Source organism: Pseudoalteromonas sp. S327, assembly GCF_005886415.1.
GTDB classification, from domain to species: domain Bacteria; phylum Pseudomonadota; class Gammaproteobacteria; order Enterobacterales; family Alteromonadaceae; genus Pseudoalteromonas; species Pseudoalteromonas atlantica.
In genome coordinates this window covers 25,332-50,782 of the sequence record NZ_PNDP01000004.1, presented here as the reverse complement: position 1 = coordinate 50,782, position 25,451 = coordinate 25,332, and the positions used below count along the sequence as shown (strand labels likewise).

The 25,451-nt window shown below is 42.1% G+C and carries 27 protein-coding genes; 10 read left to right on the top strand and 17 right to left on the bottom strand.

Going from position 1 to position 25,451, the window contains the following annotated elements:
- Window positions 1-2: 2 nt before the first annotated feature.
- Window positions 3-824 (bottom strand): SDR family oxidoreductase, encoded by an 822-nt coding sequence (locus CWB60_RS02560; protein WP_055254307.1) that lies wholly within the window; start codon window positions 822-824, stop codon window positions 3-5.
- Window positions 825-833: 9 nt separating this feature from the next.
- Window positions 834-2,054, bottom strand: a complete 1,221-nt coding sequence (locus CWB60_RS02555; RefSeq protein ID WP_138579635.1) for an acyl-CoA dehydrogenase family protein — start codon at window positions 2,052-2,054, stop codon at window positions 834-836.
- A 115-nt stretch (window positions 2,055-2,169) separates the two neighbouring features.
- On the opposite strand from CWB60_RS02555, the gene CWB60_RS02550 reads away from it, so the two are divergent.
- Window positions 2,170-3,078, top strand: coding sequence for a LysR family transcriptional regulator (locus CWB60_RS02550; RefSeq protein ID WP_138579633.1), 909 nt, complete (start codon window positions 2,170-2,172; stop codon window positions 3,076-3,078).
- Between the two features lie 58 nt (window positions 3,079-3,136).
- Here the strand turns inward: CWB60_RS02550 and CWB60_RS02545 are convergent, their stop codons facing one another.
- From CWB60_RS02545 to CWB60_RS02535, 3 genes are all read right to left on the bottom strand, one after another.
- The gene (locus CWB60_RS02545) at window positions 3,137-4,009 is read right to left on the bottom strand and encodes a bile acid:sodium symporter family protein (protein ID WP_054982042.1); all 873 of its coding nucleotides are present in this window, start codon (window positions 4,007-4,009) and stop codon (window positions 3,137-3,139) included.
- 1 nt (window position 4,010) lies between these two features.
- The gene (locus CWB60_RS02540) at window positions 4,011-5,996 is read right to left on the bottom strand and encodes an AMP-binding protein (RefSeq protein WP_138579631.1); all 1,986 of its coding nucleotides are present in this window, start codon (window positions 5,994-5,996) and stop codon (window positions 4,011-4,013) included.
- A 129-nt stretch (window positions 5,997-6,125) separates the two neighbouring features.
- Window positions 6,126-6,932 carry a class II aldolase/adducin family protein gene (locus tag CWB60_RS02535; protein ID WP_138579629.1) on the bottom strand — a complete coding sequence of 269 codons (807 nt, stop codon included), beginning with the start codon at window positions 6,930-6,932 and terminating at the stop codon, window positions 6,126-6,128.
- Window positions 6,933-7,022: 90 nt separating this feature from the next.
- On the opposite strand from CWB60_RS02535, the gene CWB60_RS02530 reads away from it, so the two are divergent.
- On the top strand, window positions 7,023-7,952 hold the full coding sequence (locus tag CWB60_RS02530; RefSeq protein ID WP_138579627.1) for a LysR family transcriptional regulator: 930 nt from the start codon (window positions 7,023-7,025) through the stop codon (window positions 7,950-7,952).
- Here the strand turns inward: CWB60_RS02530 and CWB60_RS20865 are convergent.
- The 5 genes from CWB60_RS20865 to CWB60_RS02510 all read right to left on the bottom strand — a co-directional run bounded on the left by CWB60_RS20865 (window position 7,936) and on the right by CWB60_RS02510 (window position 12,313).
- Window positions 7,936-8,331, bottom strand: a complete 396-nt coding sequence (locus CWB60_RS20865; RefSeq protein WP_249318309.1) for a hypothetical protein — start codon at window positions 8,329-8,331, stop codon at window positions 7,936-7,938. The genes CWB60_RS02530 and CWB60_RS20865 overlap by 17 nt on opposite strands.
- On the bottom strand, window positions 8,292-10,319 hold the full coding sequence (locus tag CWB60_RS02525) for a TonB-dependent receptor (RefSeq protein WP_249318308.1): 2,028 nt from the start codon (window positions 10,317-10,319) through the stop codon (window positions 8,292-8,294). The genes CWB60_RS20865 and CWB60_RS02525 overlap by 40 nt, the downstream gene beginning before the upstream one ends.
- A 163-nt stretch (window positions 10,320-10,482) precedes the next feature.
- Window positions 10,483-11,220 (bottom strand): phytanoyl-CoA dioxygenase family protein, encoded by a 738-nt coding sequence (locus tag CWB60_RS02520; protein ID WP_138579625.1) that lies wholly within the window; start codon window positions 11,218-11,220, stop codon window positions 10,483-10,485.
- Window positions 11,217-11,807, bottom strand: coding sequence for a uracil-DNA glycosylase family protein (locus CWB60_RS02515; RefSeq protein WP_138579623.1), 591 nt, complete (start codon window positions 11,805-11,807; stop codon window positions 11,217-11,219). Before CWB60_RS02515 ends, CWB60_RS02520 begins: the two co-directional genes overlap by 4 nt.
- 149 nt (window positions 11,808-11,956) lie before the next feature.
- Window positions 11,957-12,313, bottom strand: coding sequence for a VOC family protein (locus CWB60_RS02510; protein ID WP_138579621.1), 357 nt, complete (start codon window positions 12,311-12,313; stop codon window positions 11,957-11,959).
- Between the two features lie 222 nt (window positions 12,314-12,535).
- On the opposite strand from CWB60_RS02510, the gene CWB60_RS02505 reads away from it, so the two are divergent.
- Genes CWB60_RS02505 through CWB60_RS02495 form a run of 3 tightly spaced genes read left to right on the top strand, consistent with a single transcriptional unit; the run spans window position 12,536 to window position 14,804 of the window.
- On the top strand, window positions 12,536-12,874 hold the full coding sequence (locus tag CWB60_RS02505) for a hypothetical protein (RefSeq protein ID WP_138579619.1): 339 nt from the start codon (window positions 12,536-12,538) through the stop codon (window positions 12,872-12,874).
- On the top strand, window positions 12,871-14,466 hold the full coding sequence (locus tag CWB60_RS02500; RefSeq protein WP_138579617.1) for a PepSY-associated TM helix domain-containing protein: 1,596 nt from the start codon (window positions 12,871-12,873) through the stop codon (window positions 14,464-14,466). Before CWB60_RS02505 ends, CWB60_RS02500 begins: the two co-directional genes overlap by 4 nt.
- Window positions 14,463-14,804, top strand: coding sequence for a DUF3325 domain-containing protein (locus CWB60_RS02495; RefSeq protein WP_055254328.1), 342 nt, complete (start codon window positions 14,463-14,465; stop codon window positions 14,802-14,804). The genes CWB60_RS02500 and CWB60_RS02495 overlap by 4 nt, the downstream gene beginning before the upstream one ends.
- Before the next feature lie 237 nt (window positions 14,805-15,041).
- Here the strand turns inward: CWB60_RS02495 and CWB60_RS02490 are convergent, their stop codons facing one another.
- Entirely contained in the window at window positions 15,042-15,563 is a 522-nt protein-coding gene (locus CWB60_RS02490) for a lipocalin family protein (RefSeq protein ID WP_138579615.1), read from the bottom strand.
- Between the two features lie 120 nt (window positions 15,564-15,683).
- On the opposite strand from CWB60_RS02490, the gene CWB60_RS02485 reads away from it, so the two are divergent.
- Genes CWB60_RS02485 through CWB60_RS02475 form a run of 3 tightly spaced genes read left to right on the top strand, consistent with a single transcriptional unit; the run spans window position 15,684 to window position 17,093 of the window.
- A complete protein-coding gene (locus CWB60_RS02485) occupies window positions 15,684-16,139 on the top strand; it encodes a YaiI/YqxD family protein (protein ID WP_004588273.1) in 456 nt (151 codons plus the stop codon).
- A gap of 1 nt (window position 16,140) precedes the next feature.
- Window positions 16,141-16,683: a DUF6942 family protein gene (locus tag CWB60_RS02480; RefSeq protein ID WP_138579613.1), complete on the top strand. Its 543-nt coding sequence runs from the start codon at window positions 16,141-16,143 to the stop codon at window positions 16,681-16,683.
- A gap of 17 nt (window positions 16,684-16,700) precedes the next feature.
- The gene (locus CWB60_RS02475; RefSeq protein ID WP_138579611.1) at window positions 16,701-17,093 is read left to right on the top strand and encodes an ACT domain-containing protein; all 393 of its coding nucleotides are present in this window, start codon (window positions 16,701-16,703) and stop codon (window positions 17,091-17,093) included.
- A gap of 125 nt (window positions 17,094-17,218) precedes the next feature.
- On the opposite strand, the gene CWB60_RS02470 is transcribed toward CWB60_RS02475, so the two are convergent.
- Window positions 17,219-18,100, bottom strand: a complete 882-nt coding sequence (locus CWB60_RS02470; RefSeq protein WP_138579609.1) for a LysR family transcriptional regulator — start codon at window positions 18,098-18,100, stop codon at window positions 17,219-17,221.
- 144 nt (window positions 18,101-18,244) lie between these two features.
- Here CWB60_RS02470 and CWB60_RS02465 point away from each other — a divergent pair, with 144 nt between their 5' ends.
- Together CWB60_RS02465 and CWB60_RS20715 are read left to right on the top strand one after the other, a co-directional pair.
- Window positions 18,245-18,850, top strand: a complete 606-nt coding sequence (locus tag CWB60_RS02465) for a short chain dehydrogenase (protein ID WP_138579607.1) — start codon at window positions 18,245-18,247, stop codon at window positions 18,848-18,850.
- 103 nt (window positions 18,851-18,953) lie between these two features.
- Window positions 18,954-19,124 (top strand): hypothetical protein, encoded by a 171-nt coding sequence (locus CWB60_RS20715; RefSeq protein ID WP_171036110.1) that lies wholly within the window; start codon window positions 18,954-18,956, stop codon window positions 19,122-19,124.
- Window position 19,125: 1 nt separating this feature from the next.
- Here the strand turns inward: CWB60_RS20715 and CWB60_RS02460 are convergent, their stop codons facing one another.
- The 5 genes from CWB60_RS02460 to CWB60_RS02440 form a co-directional block, all read right to left on the bottom strand.
- Entirely contained in the window at window positions 19,126-19,782 is a 657-nt protein-coding gene (locus CWB60_RS02460; RefSeq protein WP_138579605.1) for a class I SAM-dependent methyltransferase, read from the bottom strand.
- 12 nt (window positions 19,783-19,794) lie between these two features.
- Entirely contained in the window at window positions 19,795-23,445 is a 3,651-nt protein-coding gene (locus CWB60_RS02455; protein ID WP_138579603.1) for an AAA family ATPase, read from the bottom strand.
- Window positions 23,442-24,689, bottom strand: coding sequence for an exonuclease SbcCD subunit D (locus CWB60_RS02450; protein WP_138579601.1), 1,248 nt, complete (start codon window positions 24,687-24,689; stop codon window positions 23,442-23,444). The genes CWB60_RS02455 and CWB60_RS02450 overlap by 4 nt, the downstream gene beginning before the upstream one ends.
- A 78-nt stretch (window positions 24,690-24,767) precedes the next feature.
- Window positions 24,768-25,004: a hypothetical protein gene (locus CWB60_RS02445; RefSeq protein ID WP_004588266.1), complete on the bottom strand. Its 237-nt coding sequence runs from the start codon at window positions 25,002-25,004 to the stop codon at window positions 24,768-24,770.
- Between the two features lie 135 nt (window positions 25,005-25,139).
- Window positions 25,140-25,376, bottom strand: a complete 237-nt coding sequence (locus CWB60_RS02440) for a hypothetical protein (protein WP_004588265.1) — start codon at window positions 25,374-25,376, stop codon at window positions 25,140-25,142.
- Window positions 25,377-25,451: the final 75 nt, after the last annotated feature.

Genomic DNA, 25,451 nt, shown 5'->3' with positions numbered 1-25,451 from the left:
TATTATTTTGATTTTAAACGTTGCATAGAGCGTGTTTTTTTCAGCATGTTTTTAATGTACCACTCAACGGGGAGTAGTTTTTTCATTAAAAAGGCCTGTTTACCTAATTTATGGGTCAAAATTAAAAATGGGCGGTTAAGCGACTGCTGATAAATAATATCGGCAACTTGCTCTGCGTTTATGGGGGAGCGCTCAAAGGCACGGTTAAGCATGGTTTTCATGGCCGGCTCGCTGGTGCGCATGGATTCATCAAGATTGGTTTTAAAAAAGCTCGGGCACACAACACTTACATCTATATTATCGTGGGCGAGTTCGAGCTTTAGGGTTTCGCTAAAGCCTATAACCGCCGCTTTTACGGCGTTATAACTGCTCATAAACGGAATAGGGGTAAGCCCTGCTTGTGAGGCTATATTAATAAAGTAGCCACCGCCTTGTTGCACAAAGGCGGGGTAAAACGTTTGGCACACCCGCACCATAGAGAGCAAATTAATATCCATAATCCACTGCCATTGCTCAAGCGATTCGCCCTCAAGCGAGCCGCCCGTGGCAACGCCTGCGTTATTTATAACAATATCTACGCCCTGCCACTTGGTCTGGATAATATCGTAAAGCCCCTTTACATCTGCTTGCTTGGTTACATCACAGGCGTAAAAAAAGGCATCGCTTTTTAGTGCTTGCAGCTCACTAATGGTTGTGGCTGCACGCTCGGCGTTTATATCGGCAATACAAATTTGTAAGTTAGCGCCCAAATTACTTGCGTAACTCAGGGCTAACGCTTTACCCAGCCCTGTTGCTCCACCTGTTATTATTAGTCGTGTTTTCATGGTGTTGCCTTAGCGGTATTTGTTAAGTTCGAGGCGCGAAACCATGCCCATATGTACTTCGTCTGGGCCATCTGCAAGGCGTAAAATACGCCCCATTGCATTAAACGAGGCAATAGGAAAGTCGCTCGACACCCCCGCGCCACCAAATACTTGTATCGCCATATCTGAGACCATTTGCAGCATATTAGGCACGACTACTTTTATGCTCGATATTTCGGTCATGGCGTGTTTAACCCCTTGGGTGTCTATTTTCCATGCCGCGTGCAGGGTTAATAAACGGGCTTGGTCTATCGCCATACGCGCTTGCGCAACGCGTTCTAAATTACCGCCTAATTTAAGTAATGGTTTACCAAAAGCGCTGCGCGACAGCCCGCGTTTAATCATGAGCTCTAAACAGCGCTCTGCTGCGCCAATTGCGCGCATACAATGATGAATTCGCCCAGGCCCCAGGCGCCCTTGTGCGATGGCAAAACCTTTGCCTAACCCTAAAATAAGATTTTGTTTTGGTACGCGTACGTTATTAAATTCCATTTCGCCGTGGCCGTAGGGGGCATCAAAATCGCCACAGGCACTTAGCATACGCTTAATGTTTACACCGGGTGTGTTTAGCGGCACAAGTACCATTGAATGCTGGCTGTGTTTATCGTTTTCGGGGTTAGAAAGCCCCATAAAAATAGCCACCTGTGCATTAGGATGACCAAGGCCGGTGGTCCACCATTTTTTGCCATTTAAAATAAGCTCGTCGCCATCAACATCTATGGTTGCTTGCATGTTTGTCGCATCTGATGAAGCGACATCGGGCTCAGTCATGGCAAATACTGAGCGAATATCGCCATTTAATAATGGGGTTAACCACTGCTGTTTTTGCTCATCGTTTGCAAAATGATAAAGCACTTCCATATTGCCGGTGTCGGGGGCATTACAATTAAATATTTCTGATGCAAATAAGCATTTACCCATTTGCTCTGCAATAGGGGCGTACTCTAAGCAGGTTAAGCCTTGTGCTAGTTCTGCATCGGGTAAAAATAAGTTCCACAGGCCAGCGGCTTTTGCTTTAGTTTTTAATGGCTCAATGTGCTCACTTAGTTGCCAAGTGGTCCAATCGTTTGAATTATTTTTAGCATGGTTATGCGCAACTACTGCTTGCTCAATAGGCAATACGTGCTCATCCATAAAGGCGGTTACAAGCTTTAGGTAGTCTTGGCTTTTTTGGCTTGGCTCAAAGTTCATTAGGGTTGCCTGTTTATTTTTTAGTTAACCCAGCATAAAACATTCGCCCCAATGAATTAAATGAAATATATTACCAGTTAAGTGTGAATTACATTCATAATGTGAGCGGGTAATAATGATTGAAGCTAAAAATATTCAGCAGTTAGATTTAAATTTACTTAAAATATTTGAATGTCTATACCGTGAAAAAAACATGAGCGAAACCGCAAAGGTGCTATACATAACGCCCTCAGCAGTCAGCCATGCTATAAAACGTTTGCGCAGTGTATTAAACGATCCGTTATTTGAGCGCCAAGGGCAATTAATGCTGCCCACCCCTGCGTGCCAACGTATGGCACCCGAGCTAATAGATTTACTCGAAAAATTACGCCAGGTGCTACAAGCCTGCGGTGATTTTAATTTAGCGACCACTGCACAAACCTTTAAAATAGCCCTGCACGATGCAATAGAGCCTATTGTTTTGCCTAAATTGCAACTTGCACTGGCAAAACATGCTCCCAATGCAAGCTTAGCGAGCGTAAAATTAAGCCGTGAAGATATGCATAAGCAATTAGCTAATCATCAAATAGATATGGCAATTGATATAGCACGGCCAATAAAAGCGCCCATTAGCCACGCTGTTCTCTCAAGTGATCACTTTTGTGTACTCATGAAAAAAAACCACCCGCTTAAAAACCAACTCAATATAGACAATTATTTAGCGGCTAAGCATGTTGCGGTATCTAACCGGGCAACCGGTACTGTTATTGAAGATATTGCGTTATTGCAATTGAGTTTTAATAGGCAGGTGGCTATACGTTGTCAAAATTATTTTGCCGCGAAAGAGGTAATAAAAGACGCGCCATTTTTACTCACCCTGCCCTCTATGGTGGCAAGCCAACTGCTAGACGACACGCTAATAGCACGGCCCGTACCCACCACTATGCCTGCTATTTATCAGCATTTATATTGGCATCAAAGTACTGATAAAGACGACGCTTTAGTATGGTTACGCGGGCAAGTACAGCATATTTTTAAACGTTAATAGCTATAATAAAAGCGCCAAACTTAGTGAGCTAAATTTGGCGCTTCGCGTTGTTTTTTTAAGCGTTTACAAGGCGTTTGTTTTTAAACTTAAGCCCAGCAATTAATAACAGCGGCCCAATAAACATGGCAAGGCCATATACACCGCCCGTTACTGCGTATTCGGGCTTATTTAAAAAGCTTATAGCAATTAAAATAGCCAACGATGCGTTTTGAATCCCTACCTCAATCCCAAGTGTTAGCGAATCGGTCAAATTAAGGTTTGAAAGCTTAGCTATGAGCAAGCCAATGACCATTGAGCCAATATTTAATGCAAGGCAGGCCCAAAATACAGCATCAAACGAGCTTGCCAGTAAGGCGCGTTCTTTTATTACTAGCGCGGCTATCATGGCGAGCATAAAAAATAACGAAAAACGCCTAAAAAACGGCTCGCTTTTAATCGCAAATTCGCTTTTAAAATGGCGCAGGCTTATCCCTATGGCTACAGGCACTAAGGTGATTACAAATAGCCCAAGTGATGTAGTTAATATAGAAAAATTAGCATCGTCTTGCGGCGCAAATTGGTGCATGGCAAAGCCAATAATAAACGGTGTGGTAATAATGCTAATAGCGGTTGAGGCAGCGGTTAAGCTTACCGAAAGCGCCAAATTAGCCTTTGCCAGCTGGCTCACTACGTTTGACATAGTACCACCTGGGCACGCGGCTAAAATCATTAACCCTATTGCTATAGGTGTGGGTAAATTAAGTAAATAACACAAACCTAAAGCCAGTAGCGGCATGGCAATAATTTGGCCTAGTAAGCCCATAGCAATTGCTAAGGGCTTTTTAAAAAGCCGCGTAAAGTCGCCAACTGTAAGCCCAAGCCCCATGCCAAACATAATAAGGGCAAGGGCGAGTGGGAGTATGATTTCTGTTAAAAATGATGCGTTCAAATTAGGCGGCCTCTGTTGTTTTTAATGCCAGCACTTCGTAGTTAAATGAGTACGGGGTTAGCAGCGTCTTTATCTGTTGTTTCAGCGCGTTTATCTCATCTTCATTAACTAAAATTGTGGCTTTTATGCCTAACTTTTTATCAGCAAACACATTTATTTGCACGGTTTTGTTGATTAATTGCTCGCTTAGAGCCTCTGTAATGGTTTGTTTTATTTCTAGGCAAACCAATTCGGGCTTATAAATTTTACCTACGGCAGTAAGCGGTATTTCATCAATTATATAAATAGATTTTGGTATTGCTGCTCGCTCAGGTATGTTGGCGCTAACATACGCGGTGAGATCATCAAGTTTAAGCGTGCTATGTGGGCTAAGCGTTACGTAAAGTACCGGCACTTCGCCTGCGTAGCAGTCGGGGCGTGGCACGGCGGCTGCAAGTGTTACATCGGGGTGGCTGGTTGCGGCATCTTCTATCATTTTGGGGTCTATATTGTGCCCGCCACGTATTATTAGCTCTTTTTGTCTACCACATAAAGATACATACCCGCTCTCATCTATTTTTCCTAAATCGCCGGTTCTAAAATACTGTTGGCCGTTTTCATCAACTACCCATGCGCCTTGGTTATGCGCATCTTCTACGTAACCGGGAAATACGTTATTACCGGTTATTATTATTTCGCCAACATCGAGTGTATCGCACATTTTAACAAGCGTGCCTTGCTCGTTTATATCGGCAATTTTAAGCGTAATACCAGGTATTGGCAGCCCTACAGAAGCCTCTTTATTAATTGGGTTTACAGGCATTAACGTACTTACCGAGCTGCCCTCAGTTGAGCCATAACCCTCTACCAGTGGGGTGTTTGTGAGTTTAGTAAACAGGGCTTGTAAATCTGATGAAAGCGGCGCGGCCCCACAAATAGCAAACTTCATTTTAAGCGGTGGCACCGATATTTTTTGCGAGGTAATTTGCTCAACCATAGCCGCGTAAACAGTAGGTACGGCGGTCATAACGGCTACATCGTAATTATTAATTAGGGTGAGTAAGTTTTGAATGATGTTTTTACCTCTAAAGCCAGAAGGGCTTGCGAGTAAAATTTTACAGCCTTTCATAACCGAGGCTATGCCTGTGGCTACCGCCGCATTTACATGAAATATGGGCAAACCTACTAGCATGGTATCGCCTGCGTTTACTGGCGAAAGTAAATTAACCTGCCCTGCATTGGTGAGCTGGTTTAAGTGCAAGTGCTTGGCAAGTTTTGGTAGGCCGGTGGTACCACCCGTATGAAAATACGCGCACACATCGCTTTGCTCAGGCAAAGTAAAATTAGCTGCTTGCGTACTTTGCGCCGCGAGTAACTTTTTAAACCCATACACGGGTACTTTATTATTTTGCGAGCACGCTATGTCGTCACCAAATAAGCTAATAACCGCTTTTAGGCCGGGTATATGCTCTTTAATTGCCATTACTTTTTGCCAAATATCGCTACCAGGGACTGGGCCTAGGGCAATGATTACTTTGGTATTGGCTGAGATCATAATTTCTTTCATTATGGACTCATCAAGCAAGGGGTTTATGGGGTTTGCAATGCCTGCGGCCTCTGCTGCCCAAAGCGATACATAGGTTTCAGGGAAGTTAGGTAATACCAGCGAGGTAACCTCGGTTTTTGTAATACCCAACGAGTGCAATGCATTGCCAAGCCCTGTTACGTTTTTTGCGAGCGCGTTGTAACTCATTTTACGGTGCGGATTAGCAAAGCTTTTACCTTTAAAGGTCATTAAAATGCGGTGAATAAGCTTTTTTGCAAACGGAATTTGCGCTTCGCTAATGCAGTCGCCATCTAAAATGTATTCAATAGCGGTTGCATCACCAAAGTTTTTTGCCGATTGTAAAATGGCATGATAAGTAGAGCGAGGAAGTTGCTCTGGTGATATTTCAGCAAGGTTTAAATTGCCAACATCGGCGTGGTTTTTAATTGTTGTTATATTCATAAAACCCTCAACGTATCTTTATAATGTGTGTGTTTGCGTGTGAGTGCATAGTATTTAAACGCGGCTTTGGGTGTGTGGGCCATTACCGCGCAAATTTTAGTCTATCAAAATTAAGCTATTGCCAGTGTTTTAATCTAAAAAGCTGTTATCTTTTGCGGCAACAACCTGATACATGGGCTGAAAGTTCCCCCATGTAACTAGCTCTGAGCCATTGGCTTGTTTAGTGTGTAGCGCAACATCGTGCGAGATAAGCTTGGGCTCGCCTGCGGCTTGCGCTAATAATTGGCTTTGGCAGCAGCTATCTAGCAATACAAAATTGGCAACTGCGGCATCAACCGACGAACCAACGGTAAGTAAACCATGGTTTTGCAAAATAACAGCGCAGTGATCAGCCAGTGACTTAGCTATCATATCGCCCTCTTCGCTGTCGGCCACTACGCCGCTAAATACATCAAATACACTGTGGTTTTCATAAAATACGCAGGCATCTTGCGAAATTGGTTTAAGTAACTCTCCTAATGCCGAAAACGCACGGCCATAACGTGTATGGGCATGGGCTACTGCGTTTACGTCGGGTCGCGCCATATGTATGCGTGAATGAATAGCAAACGCGGCATTATTAATCGGTGTGCTGCCTTCAATAATATTACCTTTGTGATCAACTCGAATAAGATCTGACGCTTTAATATGCGCAAAATGCATACCTACAGGGTTTACCCAAAATGTATCGGGCTCTATGCAGTCGCGAAGTGTTATGTGCCCAGCAAGTCCTTCATCAAAACCGTACATGGCAAATACTCTAAAGCCTGCGGCTAGGCGTTGTTTTTCGTAGCTGCGTTGCTCCTCTAGGGTGTTAAATTTAGGCGGCATAATAAGTTTGAATTTGTCGCTGCCTATGGTCATTTTTGCGGCTTGCTGCTCTAGTGTATTGCTCATAATAATCCTAAATTAAACTCTGTTGACTTTAGTTTAGTCTCGCTTAAGATAAATAGAAGTGATGTTAATTAATGGTTAAACATAAATACTATGCATGGAAAGATAGATTTAAACCTGTTTGTAATACTTAAAACGGTATATCAAGAGGGCAGTATTACCACTGCAGCGGATAAACTGCATTTAACGCAACCTGCTGTTAGCCATGCGCTTTCTCGCCTTAGAGAAAAGTTTGACGACCCATTATTTATTCGTCACGGGCGGCGTATGGTGCCCTCACCTTTTTGCCAAAAAATAATAGTGCAAGTTATTGAGTCGGTGCAGGTATTAGAGTCAACCTTAAATAACGAACGGCTTTTTGATATAGCCGCCTTTAAGCGCGAAATAAAATTTGGCTTTAGAGATATTTTAGAATCGATATTTTTTCCGCCGCTAATGAGCGACCTACTCACAAACACCCCCAATATCACGATTAACAGCCGACAGGTGTCGCATGTTGATATGGAAAAATCACTCGAAAACCAAGAGCTCGATATAGTCATTGATGTGCTTACCCCAACGAGTAACCACATAAAAAACACCTTTATTTGTAATGAGCATTTTTCGCTAATTTGTAGGCACGATCACCCAATATTAAATGACTTAACCGTACAAAATTACGCAAAGGCATCGCACGCGTTGGTGTCGTTAAAAGGTGCGCAGGTAGATATTATTGATATGGCGCTGGCAAAGCATGCACTTGCCCGTAATGTAGTGCTTAAATGTGAACATTATTTTGCGGCGACTAAAGTGATTAGCCAAAGCGACATGATAATGACAATGCCAAACGCGTACGCGCAGGTATTAAAAGAGCAAATGCCTGTGCATGTAACTAGCTTGCCGTTTGATGTGCCGTTAATGCCCGTGCACATGTATTGGCACGAACAAGCCGATGACGATTTAGTAAATAGTTGGATGCGAGAAAAGCTGCTAGGTTTAGCTCAGCAACTTATCCCTGCTGACAAACTTAAAAGCGGTAATTAAATTGTGCGTGATAACTGCGCCCACGCTCTGATAAAAAACGGTGTGCGTAGCTAATTACTTGCACATCGTTGGCCTGCGAAAAAGTGTGTTTATCGGTTAAATTTTTAGCCAATAACGCCACCGACCAATCTCCTTCACTGCTACCTAGTTCTATGCGTAAATTTAGCTTTTCAAAAGCACTTTGCTTGGCTATTGGGTCAAGATCTTGCTCTAAAAAGTAATCGTCACTAAAGTTAAGCGCTAAATTGCTACTTAAAGTAAGGTTTGAAAACACCTCGGTATTGTAATCAATCGCTATATTGCCTGAGTAATCGGGAGCAAACGCGCCCGTTTGCCCAGTTAAATCTTGAAATGCTTGGCCAAGTAGCTCGCTTTGCATAACCGTTGGCGATGCACTGGCGTATTGCTCGTTTCAAAATCAAGCACCGCAAGGTTTGCCGATAGCTGCCAACTTTGATTTATTGCCCAGCGTGAATCGAGCTCAATCCCTTTTACTTTGGTTTCGGCAGCATTTTTAACTACAAATGCATTACCATTAAATTCAGATACTTGTAGGTCATCGTATAGGGTGTAAAACAGTGTAGCATTTACTTGTAGAGTATTTTTAATTGGCTCGGCTTTTATGCCAAATTCAAAGTTTGTGGCTTTTTCGTCGTCAAACTCAAAGCCTGAGTTTGCATCAACCGTGTTACCTTGTGAGCCATTTAAGCCAGAGCCATCAAAACCACCGGCTTTGTAGCTTATGCCAGCGCTTGCAAATAACATGGTGTTGTTAAACCCTAAATATTGCACACTAATATTGGGTGATAAGTGCGATTCATCACGCTTAGCGTTAAGGTTATGTACCCCCGCGCCCGAAAGCTGCCCTGCAATAGTGGGCGCAGCGGCATTGGCAAACTGTTGTACGGCTTGCGGTGTGTTTGGCTCAAATACGCTATACACACTTTGTACGCTGCTTACTTCTTTTTCTTCTTTTTGATAACGCAGGCCAAAATTAGCGCGCCATTGCGCGTTTACATTCCAAGTAAGGGCGGTAAATGCGGAGTAGCTTTGTTGGTCTTGATCAAACAGCGCATTTACGCCCAATGATGTACCCACTAAATCAGGAATAAGTAACGATGCGCCAAATAAAATATCGTTTGGGTGTTCAAGCTCGCTGCTCATGTAAAATATGCCCGCTACGTATTCAAGCGTGCGCCCTGTTGGCGAGCTTACTCTAAACTCTTGCGTAAACTGGTTATAGTTTTCTAAGTAGTCTTGTTTTATAAGCGGGATTTCTGAAAAGTCGGCGTCAAAGGTTGAGTCCCAATCGTACTCGCTATACGTGGTTACAGAGGTAAATTCGTATTCGCCATGGTTATAGGTTAATTTAAGTGATGCGTTATCAAGCGTGGTTTTACTTTGCTCATTAAGCCCACCTGGGTGACAATTGCCCGATACCGAACTTGTGTAATCAAGGCCAGAGTTGTCGCTTAATAAAAGTGAACGATACCCTACATTGCCTGGGTTAGTAGGGTCATTTGCTATTTGTAAATCTCGGTTGGGAGTATCAATAATGTATTGGTAGCGCGAACCGTGCGACTCAAACTCACCGTGTTCCCACTTAAACAATGCGTTTATATCATCGTTTATTTGCCAATCTATTGATAAACGTGCACCTGATGAGTCGTTAGATTGCTCATCACTTTGGCGCGCTTGGTTATATAAAAAGCCATCAACAGAATGATCAAACGCGGCAATACGTATGGCTAAATCATCGCTAACAGGAATATTTATAACGCCGGTAAAGCGCTTTTCGTTGTCAGAGCCAAACTCTGCCGATACGTTGCCTTCAAGTACATCGGTTGGTGAATTTGAGATCATACTAAAGGCTCCTGCTGTGGCGTTTTTACCAAACATAACCGACTGCGGGCCTTTTATAAGCTCAAGGCGCTGCATATCTAAAAATGGAAATTTAGCTTGATGCCCGCGCCCTAAATACACGCCATCTTTATACATAGCAACCGATTGCTCAAAGCCTGAGTTAGTACCCGAGCCTATGCCGCGTACAAAAATACGTTTGCTGCTTGAGGTTTCGGTTATATGCACGTTGGGTAGGTTTTCGCTTAGGGCGAGTAAATCATCAACACTGTTTTGCTCGAGGTAGTCGCCAGAAAGCGCTTGAATAGAGGTAGGAATATCTTGTAGCGATTGCACCCGCTTTTGCGAGGTGACGGTAATGGTTTCAAGCTCACTTTTATTTATTTTTTGCTCGCCAGCTTGTGCCATGCCCACGCTTAATGCGCTGAGCGTAAATAAAGTAAGTGTTTTTTGTTTTAAAAAAGCAGGTTTTAAACGTGTGTGTGACTGTGTGTGTTCAGTTGTCATAGCTGCAACTCCATTATAGAGGTTATTTTTATTGGATAATTTTGCGTCTATTTCATACTGACGAGTCTTAAAATAAATAACAGTGATGTTTATTTATTCAGCACTATTAGTAATATTTATAGTTAAGCGAAAAAGTGTTGTCTTAAATGGGGTTATAGCGGGTTTAAAGTGGGTTAAAAAATACTTGCGGATTAGCGGTTTTATTTGCTATTGCCGAGCTTGGGGTGTTTGCTGCATTGATAAAGGCAGTAAGCTGTGGCGCATTTTCGCAAAAAATAATATCCAGTGCTAAGCGGTTTTTGCCGTATAAGCCTCGGTGAATCATATTGGCTGAAAACAACAGTAAGTCTCCCGCATTAAGTTTAATGACTTTGCCTGTAGTTAGGTTATCGCTTGGCAGTTTATTATTTTTTGCAAAACGTACATTTAGCTCCTCTGGTGTATCCCAATTTTTATGCGAGTGGGGCACAAGCTCTATACCTGGTTCGTCTTCAAGGGCTAATCGGCAGTGCACTACGTCGGGCCCGTTTAACGCAGCTTGTTGCTCTTGCACATTTAAATGGTATTGCATATCGCGATGCCAATAATTTTTTTGTGTAACATTAACGGGATTAAAAAATAACTGAGTATTTAAAAACAGTGGCTCACTAATCGCCTGTTTTACACACTTAATTAATTTGTTATCAGCTATTAAACTAAATAAGGTTTCGTTTTGCTGCGCTGTTAAATATTCACTATTTGTTATGCCCGAGCTATTAATGGCACGGGATTGATAAAACTCACGGTTATTAACCTTCCACTGTGTATGAAAGGCATTAACTAGGAGCTTAATTTTATTTAGCTCTTCGGTGCTGTAAAGCCCCTTTACAAGCATATAACCGTTTGATTTATAGTTGTTCATTGTGGTTCTTCATTTAATATTGCAGCAACGCGCTCAGCAAGTTCTGGCAGTACATCTTGTGCAAACCATGGGTTCTTTTTAAGCCAAATATTATTGCGTGGGCTTGGGTGTGGTAGCACCAAATGCTCCGGCCAATATTCACGCCACGATTTTACTAACTCGGTTAAGGGCCTGTTTTTAGTATGCGGTAAATGATAAGCCTGCGCGTATTTACCGAGCACGATTGTTAGCTCTAAATTTGGCAGAGCGGCCAGTAATTGCGCTCTCCAAGCAGGTGCACATTCTTTACGCGGGGGTAAGTCGCCCGACTTACCTTTACCAGGGTAACAAAAGCCCATAGGTAAAATAGCTATTTTTTGCGGATCATAAAACTCATCAACACTTAGCCCAAGCCATTCGCGTAGGCGGTTTCCGCTGGCATCGTTAAAGGGCTTGCCAGTTTCGTGTACTTTTAGGCCCGGTGCTTGGCCGGCAATTAAAATACGCGCATTGGCATTAAATTGTATAACGGGGCGAGCACCTAACGGTAAATGAGGTTCACAGATCACGCATTTACTAACTTGCTCAATTAAATTGATCGGATCCATATAAATTTGGCCTTAAATGCTTAAATTTTGTTCTAAATGGCCATTTAGACCTGATGAGTTGGTAAAAAATCGGTTTATTTTACTCAAATTAGTTATTAGTTGGTAAAATCGTGATCTCACTTGAAAATAACAGCTAATTATTTGATATATTATTGTTTTTCTGACCATGCGGCAAATTCGTTACCACTGGGCTCGGTAAAATGAAAGCGGCAGCCACCGGGGAACTCAAAAATAGGTTTTACTATTTTGCCGCCATATTGCGCTACTTTTTTATAGGTTGCGTGAATGTCGTTACTGTAAAACACCAGCAGTGCGGCCCCATGTTGAGTAAGTGATTTAAGCGGTGCTTTAAAAAAGCCACCATCAAGCCCTTGGCCGCTAAATGCCGTATACCCTGGGCCATAGTCGGTAAATTGCCAGTTAAACACGTTAGTAAAAAAGCTTTTTGTAGCTGTTAAATCGCACGCGGGAAACTCTACATAATTTAGTTTTTCGTGGTTGCTCATTTTAAATTTACTCTTTGGCTTGCCAGTATTGACCACTGTAAACCTTCGTAATTAGCTAAGCAATAACCCTAAAACGGCAGAGATCAGTATTTTACTAACATGCTAGGCACTAATGTTAAATTAACTAGAATATACAAATGAGAATCGCTATCTTTTGTATTTGTAAGCTTTATAATAACGCCTTATTTTTATCCTCGTATTTGAATAAGGGATTTGTTAACTATGCAGGCACCTCTGCACATAGCACCTTTTACAAAAACTAACCTAGCTGCGCTTTTAAAGGTGGCCCAAAGCTATAGAGTGTTAGTATTTTTGCGTTTTATTATTGCCATAGTGGGTGGCTATGCGTTTACCTCAGCGTGTATTTCAGTATTAAGTGTACTGCTGCCCATTCCTAAGCAAGATGCCGTATTACTGTGTGTGTCTATCAGTATTTTAATTTACGCCGCAGTGTTTATTTATGCGTTTTCGGTTAAGTCGTTAAAAACTGTTTGGATCAGTATTTTACTAAGCACAGGTTTTTTTGTTGCTGTATTGGCATTACTGAAGGGTTGGCTATGAAAGACAGTTTTTTTAGGTCGATGACCTGGCTACATACCTGGGTGGGCTTACTTACCTGTTGGATTATTTACGTAATATTTTTTGCAGGCACAGCGAGCTTTTTTAGAGATGAAATAAACTTGTGGAATCAGCCGGCTATACACAATGTGCAAGCCCAAACCGACAGAGTGGCCGCGCAAAGGCAGCAAATTATAAAGGGCTTTGATTATTTAAATCAGCACGCTGCAAATTCCCCTAGTTGGCGTATTATCTTGCCTGAAGAGCGAATACCATATTTGGTATATGGCTATGCAAAACCTAAAGAGCCGGGGCAGCGCCGCAGCCAGTTTGTAAATACCCAATTAAACCCAAACACCATGCAAGCGCTGCCTTCTTTTGTTGAAAGTAAAGGCGGTAACTTTTTTTACCGGTTGCATTATCAGCTTTATTATTTAGATGCCATAACAGGGCGCTGGGTAGTGTGTTTTGCCAGCTTTTTTATGCTGCTGGCAATAATTTCGGGCGTGGTTATTCATAAGCGCATATTTAAAGATATGTTTACTTTTAGGCGCAATAAAGGGGCTCGTAGCTGGTTAGATGCACATAATTTAAGCTCGGTACTTGCCCTACCGTTTCATTTAATGATTACCTACACAGGCATCATTACGCTTATATTTATGTTGTTCCCCTACCCTGCGTTAACGACTTACGACAAGGGTATGCGTGGCTTTTTTAACGATGTAACACCTAGCAATAACGTGACTAATAACGCCCAAGGCAGTGCAGAATTGCTCCCTATAAACACTATTTTGGATCAAGTTTATACCAAGTGGCCTAGTGCAGATATTACGCGTGTTCAGGTTAGTAAACCGAATATGGCCGCTTCAACAGTAACGGTATTGGTAAGCCCTGCAAAGGCGCTTCGCGATCAATCTCCGCGGCTTTTGTTTAGTGGTGCTACGGGCGAATTAGTTGCACAAACTGATGACGAACTTAGCAGTAGTAAAGCACTTTATGAATCACTTAACTCTATGCATACAGGGCGCTTTGCTACGCCTTTACTGCGCTGGTTATACGTACTTGGCGGTATTGCAGGCTGCGTAATGATTGGCTCTGGCTGCATAATGTGGGCTAAACGCATACGCGAGCGTAATAAGGGTAAAGCCTCATTTGGCTTACAATTAGTCGAAGCTTTAAACCTTGCCACCATCATGGGTTTACCACTGGCTACCTGCGCCTTTTTTATTGCCAATAGATTACTTAGCCCGACCGTAGCAGGGCGTGGTGAAAAAGAAGTTACAGCGTTCTTTTTAGCGTGGTTAGTGGTTGCCGTTATGGCACTTTTAAAGCGCGATAGGCTGCAATGGCGTGTAATGGCAGCCATAAATGCCCTCGCCTGTTTGAGTGTACCGGCAATAAATGCGCTCACCACACAGGGCAATATAGTGAGCTACTTACTTAATAAACAATGGGCCTTGTTTATTTTCGATGCGGTATTTTTACTGTTTAGCATACTGTTTTTAGTACAAACCGAAAAATTACGTACTGCTTCTAGCGCATCTAAAAAAACAGCTAATAACCTAGCCGATAATAAAAAGAGGCAAAAAGTATGATTGATTTACTTAGCTTTAGCCTCTGTTTGTTTGCTTTTAATGGTTTTGCTTTGGCAAAACCAGCGCATTTTAAAACGGTGTTTACAACGCGTCCCTCTAAGCTGCAAAGTAATTTGCTACTAATAGTTGCTTGGATCAGTATTTTACTAAGTTTATTGTTCTGCGTGGTTACGCAGCAGGGATACGGTGCTTTACTGTTTTGTGGCTTTATGGGTCTAAGTGTATTAATTATAACGATTTTTTATAATTTTATAGAAAAGTTGATTAAGCCATTTAGCTTTTTAAATATGTTACTGATTGGCTTATCAGGGCTATTACTGGCAGTAAATTCACTTTAGTTAGTAAAAACCTGATCCAAAGAAAGCCATTAATTTTAGGCAAAAAAATGGCAAGCTATAAAGCTTGCCAACAATAGGGGGATATTCAGTATGTCCAACACTTGCATGTCTCGTTGCAAGTGCAGCTAATATAGCCCGAACATATTTAACTTACCTTACAGTGAGGTGATCGTTTTATTACAGCTGTAACAATCATTTGCTCAACAACTGTAAAGCCCCTTTACATAGCTAAATAACCTACTGTTTAACCCAAATAACTTGCTCTGTAGCAAAGCCTAGTTTGCTTGCTTTAGCTATAAAATGTTGTTTAAGCTTGTCACTAACGGTCGGTGTACGCGATAAAAACCATAAAAAGTCGCGGTTATAACTTGTAATAAACGCATATTGGTAGTCGTCTTGGTCTAATTCAAAAATAACGTAAGCACCATAAAATGGGCCAAAAAACGAGACTTTAAAATGGCCTGTGTCAGTGCCTTCTACAAATTTAGCTAAGCCCTGTGCTTCATCCCACTTTTGCTCTTCAGTTATAAAACCTTTGTTGAGCACTTTTACTGTGCCATCGTCATTTACGGTGTAAGTCGCGGTTACTTGCTCCATACCCTCTTCGAATGAGTGATCAAGGCGGGCAATTTCGTACCACTTACCTTTGTACTGCTCTAGGTTAAAGTTTTTAACTGGAGTAATGCCCCCTGGTGCGCTTGTGCAGGCGGTGAGTAAAAATAACCCTGTAATGAGTAAAATAGTCGTAATGGCCTTCATGAAAGCTCCTTTTTAAAAGTGATGTTGTTTGTACGGCTCTAAGCCAATAAAGTTTGCTAGCCGATTAAAATAAATTGCTATAGGATCAGCTAAATACTAGAGCAATTAAAAGATTTAAGCATGAAAATATGGGTAGATGCCGACGCATGCCCTGTGGTAATAAAAGAAATACTTTTTAGAGCCGCTGAGCGCACGCAAACACCAACTATTTTAGTAGCTAACCATGCAATGCGCATTCCGCCTTCAAAATTTATAAGCCGCGTACAGGTTTCGAGCGGGTTTGATGTGGCCGATGACGAAATAGTAAAACGCGTAGAAAAAGGCGATTTAGTTATTACTGGCGACATACCGCTAGCCAGTGAAGTTATAGATAACGGTGGCCAAGCACTTAACCCGCGTGGTGAGCTTTACACGCCAGAGAATATTCGCTCGTTATTAAACGTGCGCGACTTTATGGATACCATGCGCTCAAGCGGCGTAGAAATGAGTGGCGGGCCACCACCGCTTAGCCAAACCGACCGCCAAAACTTTGCCAATAACCTCGACCGTATTTTAGCGCAAAAAAAGGCGAGCTAGTGTGAGTGAGCAACTAATTGGCTTAGGTGAGCAAGCCTTTAGCGTAGCCGTTTATGTGGCAAAAGCGCCGCCTATGCCCTACTTTGCAACTCTACACAGTGTTGAGCCTGTAATAAACGAGCAAATAAATACCATAAACCAGCACTGTGGTAATGGCTGGCGTAAAGTGTTTAACGTATACGCTAAAGTGTTGTTTGCGCTACCGAGTGAGCATTACAACTTTGCTAAACAAGCCGCTAGCTGGCAAGCGTATCGCGATACATTTTTACTGCAAAAAAACAGTAAAACAGCACTGTTATTTAGTGCGCCCATTATTAACGGCACAAATAAAAACCAACTGCATATTATTGCTGGGCGAACCCATGCTAAAAACTTATTACAGCAAGGTAAGCTTAATGCGCAATTTAATTGGTTAGACGATGAGTTTGCAATTGATACAACGAATAACATTATCGTGTGCCCGTACTTTGATTACCGGCAGTTAAGTAATATTAAAATAGCCCGATTAAGCGAGCTAGTTGCCAAGCTTAAAACATCTAATTAAAAATGTAAGGACTCAACATGGCGGGAATTTTAGAGCTAAATACGTTATTAAAATCAATGAACCCCGAGCTTAAACAAGGTGAATATATATTTTGTTGTTTAGCAGGCAGCCTTGCTGACTACGTTCATTTAAACCCGCTTGCCAGTTACGTTGAAGAAGAAGGCCTAACCCTTATTTTAAATGCAGATACCGCCAATAAAGCCGGTATTACTTATGAAGCTAAATATAATTTAATTACCCTTAATGTGCATTCAAGCCTTGAGGCTGTTGGGTTAACCGCTGCGGTATCGGCCAAATTAACCGAGCATAATATAAGCGCTAACGTAGTAGCTGCGTTTTATCACGATCATATTTTTGTACAAACCGATAAAGCGCAGGCCGCGATGAAAGCACTTGGTGAAATTTCTTGAGTTTGCGGGCACAGCAACATGTTAGGTGATGTGGATATTAGCGCATCGGGTGGCGCTTCGCTTAACCGACCTACGTTTTAGGATGAGCTTGTCTTAAGCGTTTGATCAGAGTTAATATATCCAAATTACTCAACCACTAACTTTGACACTACCCATTTATGCAGTGGGTTTTTATTGTAGCGTGGATGCCACGCCGCTATTACATCAAACGGGGCTGGCAGCTGCTGTAGCTCTATCTTTACCAGTTCGGAGCTTACCGCGCGTGAGGGTAAAAACGCGATGGAGTCGGTGGTTTCTAGGTACATAGGCACAATTGAAAAACACGGTGCCGATACAACAACATTGCGCGTTAAATCAAAGCTTTTAAACCAATCGTCAATAGAGCCTTTAAAATTTGGGCGCGAAGGCGAGGCTATAATGCTTGGGTAACTGGCTATTTGTGCAAGGGTTGGTTTTGTGCCTGCTATTGATGAGTTAGCTGAAGTAACGCAAATATGTTGCTCCTCAAATAACTTAATAATGGGGTAAGTACTTGGGATGTAGTCGGGGAAGGCAATGGCTAAATCAACTTTACCGTTTTCCATTAAATCGTGCAGGCTATCGAGTTCAAAGTCTCTTATTATTAATTTTAAATTAGGCGCTTGCTCTCTTAACTCTTTTACAAGCGCTGGCAAAACAACTTGCTGTGCGTAGTCGGTAGCGGCTATTACAAACGCACCATCAACTGTTTTTGGGTCAAATATTTTAGGCGCTAATAATGCCTGAAAATCGTTTAGCAGCTTGTCTATATCTCCCGATAACTCTTCTGCATAAGGCGTTGGCACAAAGCCGGTGGTTTTTCTTAAAAACAGCTGGTCGTTAAATACATCACGCAGCTTTTTGAGTTGCTCACTCACAGCTTGTTGGGTTAAGCCTAATTTACTCGCCGCTTTTGATGCGTTTTTTTCGCGAATGAGCGCCTGGAAAATACGCAGCTGCTTTATATCTAGCCTGTCTAACTTACTCATGCCAATGCCTTTGTTGTTTTAGCATTATTAACGTATCACATTACCATTTATTTTTGTATCACTTACATGAAGTGGTTGTTTCTAATTGTCGAGCTACCCCCTTATTATGCCCCTACACACTAAATTGAATGATTGGAGCAAACAATGAAAACAGTAATTTTAATCGGTGCACTGGGCAAAATGGGTCAAGCGGCATTGACCGGTTTATCTAAGCATAAAGTTATTACAGCGGGTCGCTCGGGCGATGTAGATCATATTGTTGATATTACGAGTGAAGCGTCAATTACTGCTTTGTACGAAAAAGTAGGCCACTTTGATGCGGTAGTTAATACAGTGGGTTTATGCGAATACGAAACCTTTGCTGATATGAGCGAAGAGCAGTGGATGACGACCATTATGAGCAAAATGATGGGGCAAATTAACCTTGTACGTATTGGTCAAAAGTACATTGCTGATGGCGGCTCATTTACGCTGATTAGCGGTATTTTAAACGTTAAACCGATTCCTTTTGCGATTGCCGATGCAACAACAAGCGGCGCAATAGATACGTTTGCAAAATGCGTATCACTGGAAATGCCACGTGGCACGCGTATTAATGTGGTTAACCCTACCGTGCTTGAAGAAGCGTGGGACGTATATGGCGAAATGATGCCAGGTTTTCAACCCGTGCCAGGCAAGCTTGTAGGTAAAGCGTTTGAGCGCTCGGTTGATGGCTTTATTACTGGCGAAGTTATTTTTGTAGATGCATAACTACCCGCCATATTGGTGAGTGACGTGGCAAATTAAACAAATAAGCGCTCTGCATTAACAGTAACTGCAAAGCGCTTAAATACAGATTTTAATAGGTGATGAAGTGAAAAAATTAATACCCGTATTTGCGATATTATTGGCCGCAGGCTGTGCCAGTGTAGCACCAAGCTCGCAATATGTTAGCGAGCCAAGTGCCGATTCTAATAAAGAATGTAAAACCATACCGCGCCATAAACATACGGTTAAATGGTGCAGGCCGCATCCTTCAAGATAAGTTAAACAACGTATCCGCTAAAACCAAGCGCTTTAAAATAAAGCTTAGGAATACCGTATTTGCACTCGTTAAGTAACTCGCTAAAGCGCATTCTATCAAGTGGGTAAAATTCACTGTCTAAGTTTTGAGCTGTGTAGGCTTGCCCTGCATCACTTAAGCCTAAATCGGCACACACAGTAATTTGTGCTTCGCGCTCAAAGTCGGTTTCGGGTTTCATTAAATCGCTAATAAATAAGTTTGCGCCTTTATTTAAATTAGCTTTAATATTTTTTAATAGCTGCTTTTTGCTGCCGTCGTCTTTTAAAAAGTGCATTACGAGTAAGCATAGGGCCGCATCGGCCTTGGTAGATAGCTTATCAAGCTCGCCTTCAATAACATTAACGCGCTTTGCTATGCCGTGCGCTTCAAACGCTTGTTTAGCAATTGCGAGCATATCACTTGAGGTATCTTGCGCGGTAAATTGCCAAGTAGGGTTAAGCGCGGCAAGGGCGAGTATTTCTTTGCCTGTGCCTGCGCCCACGACTAAAATATGTGCGTTATCTTTAAGGGTTGCTTTAAGTTGAGCATTAGTAAGTTGGTGCAATAGCTCATAACCAGGGACTAAACGGGTAATGCGGTCGTTGTAATGCGTTGCTTGCTCGCCTGTGAATGTTGGCATTTTTTAACTCCTTTATAAGACTTCAACAGTGGAGTATCCACCACTTTTTTTACTTACATGTACTTGCGTGGCTACGCGTTCACTCATTTCGCTCACATGCGATATAACCCCTACTTTACGGCCTTGTGCTTGTAATGAGTCGAGTGCGTCCATAGCAACGCTGAGTGTTTCGCTATCTAACGTACCAAACCCTTCGTCAATAAACAAAGAGTTGATTTGCACTTTGTTTGAAGAAAGCGATGCAAGCCCTAAAGCCAGTGCTAGTGATACTAAAAATGATTCACCACCAGAGAGCGTATTAACGGAGCGTTGTTCGTCGGCCATATCGCGGTCAATAATGGCTATATCGAGCGATTGCGCAATGGCAGTGAGCTCGTAGCGTTTATTGAGGGTTTTTAAATGGCTGTTAGCATAATGCAGCAATATTTTAAGGGTTTGTGTTTGCGCTAAGTTACGCATGGTTTTACCGGTTGCATCCCCTAATACTTTATTAAGTACGTGCCACTGCTCTACCTGCTTTTTAAGGGTAGCAAGTTCAGCGTGTTTGCCTTTAAGTGCTGTGGCGTTTTGATTGTGTTGCTCAAGCGCGGTATTAGTGCCAAGCAAACTATTTTGTAGCTCAGTTTGCTCATTGGCTAAGGTCGTTTCTTGCTCTGCTAATTGGCTTTCGCTTTTTTCGGGCTTGTTAGTATTTTGGTGATCTGTTTGCGCCTTTTGCTGTTGCTTAAGCGCTGCATTTGCGTCTGTAAGTGCTGCTAAACGCTGCTCAAACTGCATTAATTGCTCTTTTATTTGCTCACTAGTCAGAGTTAGTAAAATAGCGATCTGTTCGTGATTTGCCTCGCTATATTGCGCTTTAAAGTCGCTAAACCAGTCATTGTAGCGCTCTTCAAGTGTACTTTGCTCTTGAATTTGCTCTGCCAAGCGCTGCTCAATGTTTTTGAGTGTTATAGCGTGCTCATCGCGTTTTTTAATTGCGCTGTCGTGGGCTTGTTGGCTTGTATGTAACGCCTTTTGGCACTGCTCAAGCTGCGCATTAAGTTTTGCTTGGTAATCATCGGCACTTAATGGCTCGTTGTTAAATAAAGCAAGGCGCTCTGTGCGTGTGGTATTTTGCAGCTGTTGCGCCTTGGCTAAATCGTCGTTTAAAACTTTAAGCGCTTGCTCACTTTTAGCAATTAACGGTGTGAGTTGCTGTAATTGCTGATTAGCGCTGTCTATTTGTTTTTGACTTTGTTCAAGCTGAACCTGTGTTTGCTTGTACAGCTCAACCTGCTGGCTTAAATCGCTCATATTAAGCGTGTTATTTTGCAATTGCTGCCAAAAGTCACTGTGCTCAAACTGTGCGTTAAGGGTGCTGGTAAGCTCGTTAACTTGCGTATTTAGCTCTGCATGCTTAGTGTTTATTTGGCCAAGCTTATTGGTTAATTCAACATGCTGATTATGCAATTGCTGCTGTGTATGTTGCTCGGCTTTTAAGTTATTTATTAGCTGATTTACTTTTTCTTGCAGGGCTGTTTGCTGTTTTTGCGATTCAAAATAGTGCGACTTTTGACTGCTGAGCTGGGCGTATGTTTCATCAAGCTGCTGTGCTGTTAAGTCGTTAAGCTCTGTACGTGCCCCTTGCATTGTTGTTTTAATTTCTAGCTGCTTTGCCTGTGCGCTCTGTATAGCTTGGCTGTATTGAGCGTGCTCAGTGACAAGTACAGCATGTTGAGTTTGGTGCTGATGCAGCTTAGCTTGGGCGCTATCGTGTTGCTGCTTAACTTGGTTATAACTTGTTTCAAAATCGGCTATTAGGTTATTTAATTGCGGGTTTTGGCTGCTTGCATACGGGTGCTCTTTTGCCCCGCACACTACACATGGCTCGTTAGGGGTAAGCTGCGTGCGTAAATGCTCTACGTTTTCGCTGGCACGCAGGCGAGCTTGGTTTAATGCGTATTCACTGTGTTTAAGTGCTTGCTCGCACGAGGCTAAGCTTTGTTGCAATGTTGTTTGCGTTTGCTCACTGTGTACAAGCTTGGCCGCAACCGCCGCTTGTTGTTGTGTGCTGTGTTTTATTTCTTGATTAAACTGCTGGTAGCGCAAGCGCTGATCTTTTAAATATTCAATATTTTTAAGTTTGCTATCGCATTGTTCAATATTAAATTGGCGTTGTTGCTCACTTAGCTGGTTAAGATCTTTTTGTTGATGCGCAAGTTGTTGCTCTTGCAACTCTACTTTTTTAGTTTGTTCAGCCAACAGTGTCGCTTGTTTAGTTTGCTCTTCTAACAGCTGTTGGTTTTGCGAAGCGGTTGCCTTTATTTGCTCATTAGCACTTAAATACGTATTAAAGCTGTGTTGGTAATAATTCCAATCATTAGCCAATGGTTTAAGCTGCGTGTACTCGTTTAGCCACGTTTGATGCCCAGTGCTGAGTTTTGTTGCCTCATCGAGTGCATGTTGGCTTTGCGTGTACTGCGTTTGTAATTCGCTAAGTTGCTGCTGCTCTTTTTCGCTTTGCTGAGTCAGGCTTGTAATAGTTTGTGCGTGTATAGCAAGTTGGCTGTCGAGCTCGCGGGCTTTTGCAATAATTGGCTCTGCCGTTTGCTTTTGCTCTTGCGCTGTTTTTAACTCGCTTTGCTTTGTTGTAAGTGTTGCGGCCTGCTCTTTTATAAGCGCAGCATGGTCAATCGCTTTTAAATCGCTTATTTGCGTACTAAGTGCTTTGTTTTGCGCCGTTAAGTACTCATGACGTTTGCGGTTGTCTTTTATTTCAAGGGCGCTTTGTGCTTGTTTAGCTTGCTCACTTTGCTTTGCTATTGCATCAAGCTGTTGTTGCGCGTGTTGTTGCTGCTCTACTGCGTGTTCTAGTGTCTGCGATAAGCTAGCTGATTGTTTATACCAATTTAAGTCTTGCTCTGTTGCTGCATGCGTTTTTTTAGTTTGCTCAATTTTTTTAAGTAACTCATCGCGCAGGGTTTGTTTAGCACTTAATTCGTCATCGCTTAATAAGGTGTAGCTTGCAAGGCTTGCATTAAGTAATTCATATTGATCTTTTAGCGCTTTATTACGCTCAAAAATACGTTTACCTATTAAGCTAAATTTATCGGTGCCGGTTAAACACTCTAAAAGTTGTGCGCGTTCATCGCCTGTGGCTTTTAAAAAGGCTGCAAATTCGTGCTGTGCTAATAATACCGCACGCGAAAACTGATCAAAGCTTAGCCCTATTTTGTTCTCTACTTCTTTTATGGTTTGGCTTTTATCGGCTATTAGGGTTTCATCGGGCAGGGTTAGTAACGTATGCTCAGCTACTTTTAACTTGCCTGTTGCCTTTTTGTGGGTACGGGTAATAACGTAGCGTGCGCGGTATAATTGTTTATCTTGGCCAACAAAATCAACTTCAGCAAAGCCTTCCCATTTGCCTCTGCGCAGTAAGTTACGCGCATCGTTTAGCTTTATGCTGTCGCCGTTAAAATCAATTAAGTTGCCTTTATCGCCTTTTAAGCGCGCTGTTTTAGTATAAAGCGCTAAACAAATAGCATCTAAAAAGGTGCTTTTACCTGCGCCTGTGTCGCCGGTTATTGCAAATAAACCAGCGTCTTTTAGTGGAGCTTGAGTAAAGTCGATTTCGGCATCGACTATTGAGGCTAAGTTATGAATACGAACTGCGGTTATTTTCATAGTTGCTCTTGCTCCGTCAGCTCACTTATTACATCGTTTAACAGTGTTTTTAGCTCATCTGGTACAGCTTGGCCGGCCATATCTTTGTCGTTTGCAAAGGCTTGTTCTAATAAGTTTAATGGGTTGAGCATTTCAATTTCGCTTAAATCTTCAAATACGGCGCTGTTATCGCTTGTTATGGTTTGTTCTCGTACCCGCTCAATGCCGCAAAATTTTACGTGTTTACCCTCAAGTGCTTGCTCTATTTGTTCCCTAAAGGTGGTGTCGGTATCACTTGATTTAAGTTTTACGCGTAAATAAGGCGCAATAGTATGTTGTGATGTATCGAGCGCTTTAATTTGCTCGCATAAGTCGCTTAATGGCACGCACTCCCCTTTTGGTAAAATAATTACTTCAGCAGAGCGTGGAATGTAAAGGGGGTTTACAGATGTGCTAATAGTTTGTTTTTCATCACTTTTAAATTCTATTACATTAACTTGGTGCGTGTAGTTACGCTCTGAAAACGACATAGGAATAGGCGTACCGCTGTAACGAATAACGTCTTTTTTAGCGACTTGCTGCGCTTTGTGTAAATGCCCCAGTGCTACGTAGTCTGCCTTGTTACCAAATACATTGGCCGAAATAGACTCCTCCCCACCAATCACTAAATTACGTTCTGAGTCACTTGAAATATCACCGCCTTTGGCATGTAAGTGCCCCATTACAATTAACGGCGAATTTTGCGCGTTAATGCTATAGGCGTGATCAAGAGCAAGCTTATAGGCTTTTTCAACGCCTTGTGCGTAACTAGGGCCGTTTTTAGTATGACTAAGTGAACTTATATCGCTGGTACGTAAAAAAGGCATAGCGACGATTACAGCGCGTTTATTTTGCGTATTTATTTCAATCACGGTATTGGCTGGGTCGGTTACTTCAAAGCGCCCCACTACATGGGTGTCAAACTGAGCAAGTAATGGCTGCGCCGCTAATATACGATTTGCTGAGTCGTGGTTGCCGGCAATAATAACTACATGCAATTGCGGGCAACGCTTTTTAGCATCTTTTATAAATTGGTAAAGTTGGTTTTCGGCGCTGGCACTGGGTGTGGCTGTATGATAAATGTCGCCTGCAACTAAAAGTATATCTATGTGTTGCTCTACTAGGGTGCTAAGTAGCCAAGTAAAAAATGCAGCGTGCTCATCACGGCGGTCATGTTCATAAAATTGTTGGCCTAGGTGCCAATCTGAGGTGTGGAGAACTTTCATATCGCGCTCTTGAAAAAACCATAAGAGCGCCAATATACCCAAGGCAAGTAAAGATGCAAGCCTCGGGAGGGCTTTAGTTTAGGTAAAACTATATATAGCAATAATAATGACAGGAAGCGCTAACAAAGCCATACCTAGCGGCATTTTTAAACTTTTAGTTTGCTTTGCTTGCAATGCTTTTATGGCATTCGTTTCGTTACAGGCGGCTACTTTATCAATATAAAAATAACCTGAGTCTAGATACTGCTTACAACTTTGCTGATTTGCTGGAATGGCTATTAGCTCTTGTTGTTTTTTTAGGATATAAAAATCCATACACCCACCACATTGCTTACTGGTAATAAGTACATATTTGAGAATAATTGTAACGATTTTATTATGCTCAAATAAAAAAAGTGGGCGATTTTAAATATAAAATGCACTAAATATCAACCTAAAATTTCACTATTTTTAATTTATCGTATAAATAGTTAATATTAGTGAGATCACGGCAATATTTGCGCCAATTATTAACCACTTTTTACTGTGTTTTTGTTCAGTAGATAGGCGTTTTAGTGCATCTTGCTTATTGCATGCCGACACCACATTAACATACGAATATTGGTTTGATTCGTAGCGCTCTAGTAAGTCTTTATCAGCAGGGATAGCTTCGAGCTGATGATCTTTTTTTACAATGTAAAATTTCATATCGGGCTCCTTTAGTTTAAATATGCTGCTTAATTTGTATTGAACCTGAGCGCATTAAAACCGTGTAAACACTGC

Coding starts and splice junctions, on each gene's coding strand:
- CWB60_RS02515 (WP_138579623.1), bottom strand. CDS start 11,807: ATGGATCCGATCAATTTAATTGAGCAAGTTAGTAAATGCGTGATCTGT.
- CWB60_RS02450 (WP_138579601.1), bottom strand. CDS start 24,689: ATGAAAGTTCTCCACACCTCAGATTGGCACCTAGGCCAACAATTTTAT.
- CWB60_RS20865 (WP_249318309.1), bottom strand. CDS start 8,331: ATGCAAAGCGAGCTACTTGGCCAAGCATTTCAAGATTTAACTGGGCAA.
- CWB60_RS02495 (WP_055254328.1), top strand. CDS start 14,463: ATGATTGATTTACTTAGCTTTAGCCTCTGTTTGTTTGCTTTTAATGGT.
- CWB60_RS02490 (WP_138579615.1), bottom strand. CDS start 15,563: ATGAAGGCCATTACGACTATTTTACTCATTACAGGGTTATTTTTACTC.
- CWB60_RS02535 (WP_138579629.1), bottom strand. CDS start 6,932: ATGAGCAATACACTAGAGCAGCAAGCCGCAAAAATGACCATAGGCAGC.
- CWB60_RS02525 (WP_249318308.1), bottom strand. CDS start 10,319: ATGACAACTGAACACACACAGTCACACACACGTTTAAAACCTGCTTTT.
- CWB60_RS02455 (WP_138579603.1), bottom strand. CDS start 23,445: ATGAAAATAACCGCAGTTCGTATTCATAACTTAGCCTCAATAGTCGAT.
- CWB60_RS02460 (WP_138579605.1), bottom strand. CDS start 19,782: ATGCCAACATTCACAGGCGAGCAAGCAACGCATTACAACGACCGCATT.
- CWB60_RS02510 (WP_138579621.1), bottom strand. CDS start 12,313: ATGAGCAACCACGAAAAACTAAATTATGTAGAGTTTCCCGCGTGCGAT.
- CWB60_RS02445 (WP_004588266.1), bottom strand. CDS start 25,004: ATGGATTTTTATATCCTAAAAAAACAACAAGAGCTAATAGCCATTCCA.
- CWB60_RS02555 (WP_138579635.1), bottom strand. CDS start 2,054: ATGAACTTTGAGCCAAGCCAAAAAAGCCAAGACTACCTAAAGCTTGTA.
- CWB60_RS02505 (WP_138579619.1), top strand. CDS start 12,536: ATGCAGGCACCTCTGCACATAGCACCTTTTACAAAAACTAACCTAGCT.
- CWB60_RS02530 (WP_138579627.1), top strand. CDS start 7,023: ATGCATGGAAAGATAGATTTAAACCTGTTTGTAATACTTAAAACGGTA.
- CWB60_RS02485 (WP_004588273.1), top strand. CDS start 15,684: ATGAAAATATGGGTAGATGCCGACGCATGCCCTGTGGTAATAAAAGAA.
- CWB60_RS02520 (WP_138579625.1), bottom strand. CDS start 11,220: ATGAACAACTATAAATCAAACGGTTATATGCTTGTAAAGGGGCTTTAC.
- CWB60_RS02540 (WP_138579631.1), bottom strand. CDS start 5,996: ATGAATATAACAACAATTAAAAACCACGCCGATGTTGGCAATTTAAAC.
- CWB60_RS02465 (WP_138579607.1), top strand. CDS start 18,245: ATGAAAACAGTAATTTTAATCGGTGCACTGGGCAAAATGGGTCAAGCG.
- CWB60_RS02560 (WP_055254307.1), bottom strand. CDS start 824: ATGAAAACACGACTAATAATAACAGGTGGAGCAACAGGGCTGGGTAAA.
- CWB60_RS02500 (WP_138579617.1), top strand. CDS start 12,871: ATGAAAGACAGTTTTTTTAGGTCGATGACCTGGCTACATACCTGGGTG.
- CWB60_RS02470 (WP_138579609.1), bottom strand. CDS start 18,100: ATGAGTAAGTTAGACAGGCTAGATATAAAGCAGCTGCGTATTTTCCAG.
- CWB60_RS02475 (WP_138579611.1), top strand. CDS start 16,701: ATGGCGGGAATTTTAGAGCTAAATACGTTATTAAAATCAATGAACCCC.
- CWB60_RS02440 (WP_004588265.1), bottom strand. CDS start 25,376: ATGAAATTTTACATTGTAAAAAAAGATCATCAGCTCGAAGCTATCCCT.
- CWB60_RS02550 (WP_138579633.1), top strand. CDS start 2,170: ATGATTGAAGCTAAAAATATTCAGCAGTTAGATTTAAATTTACTTAAA.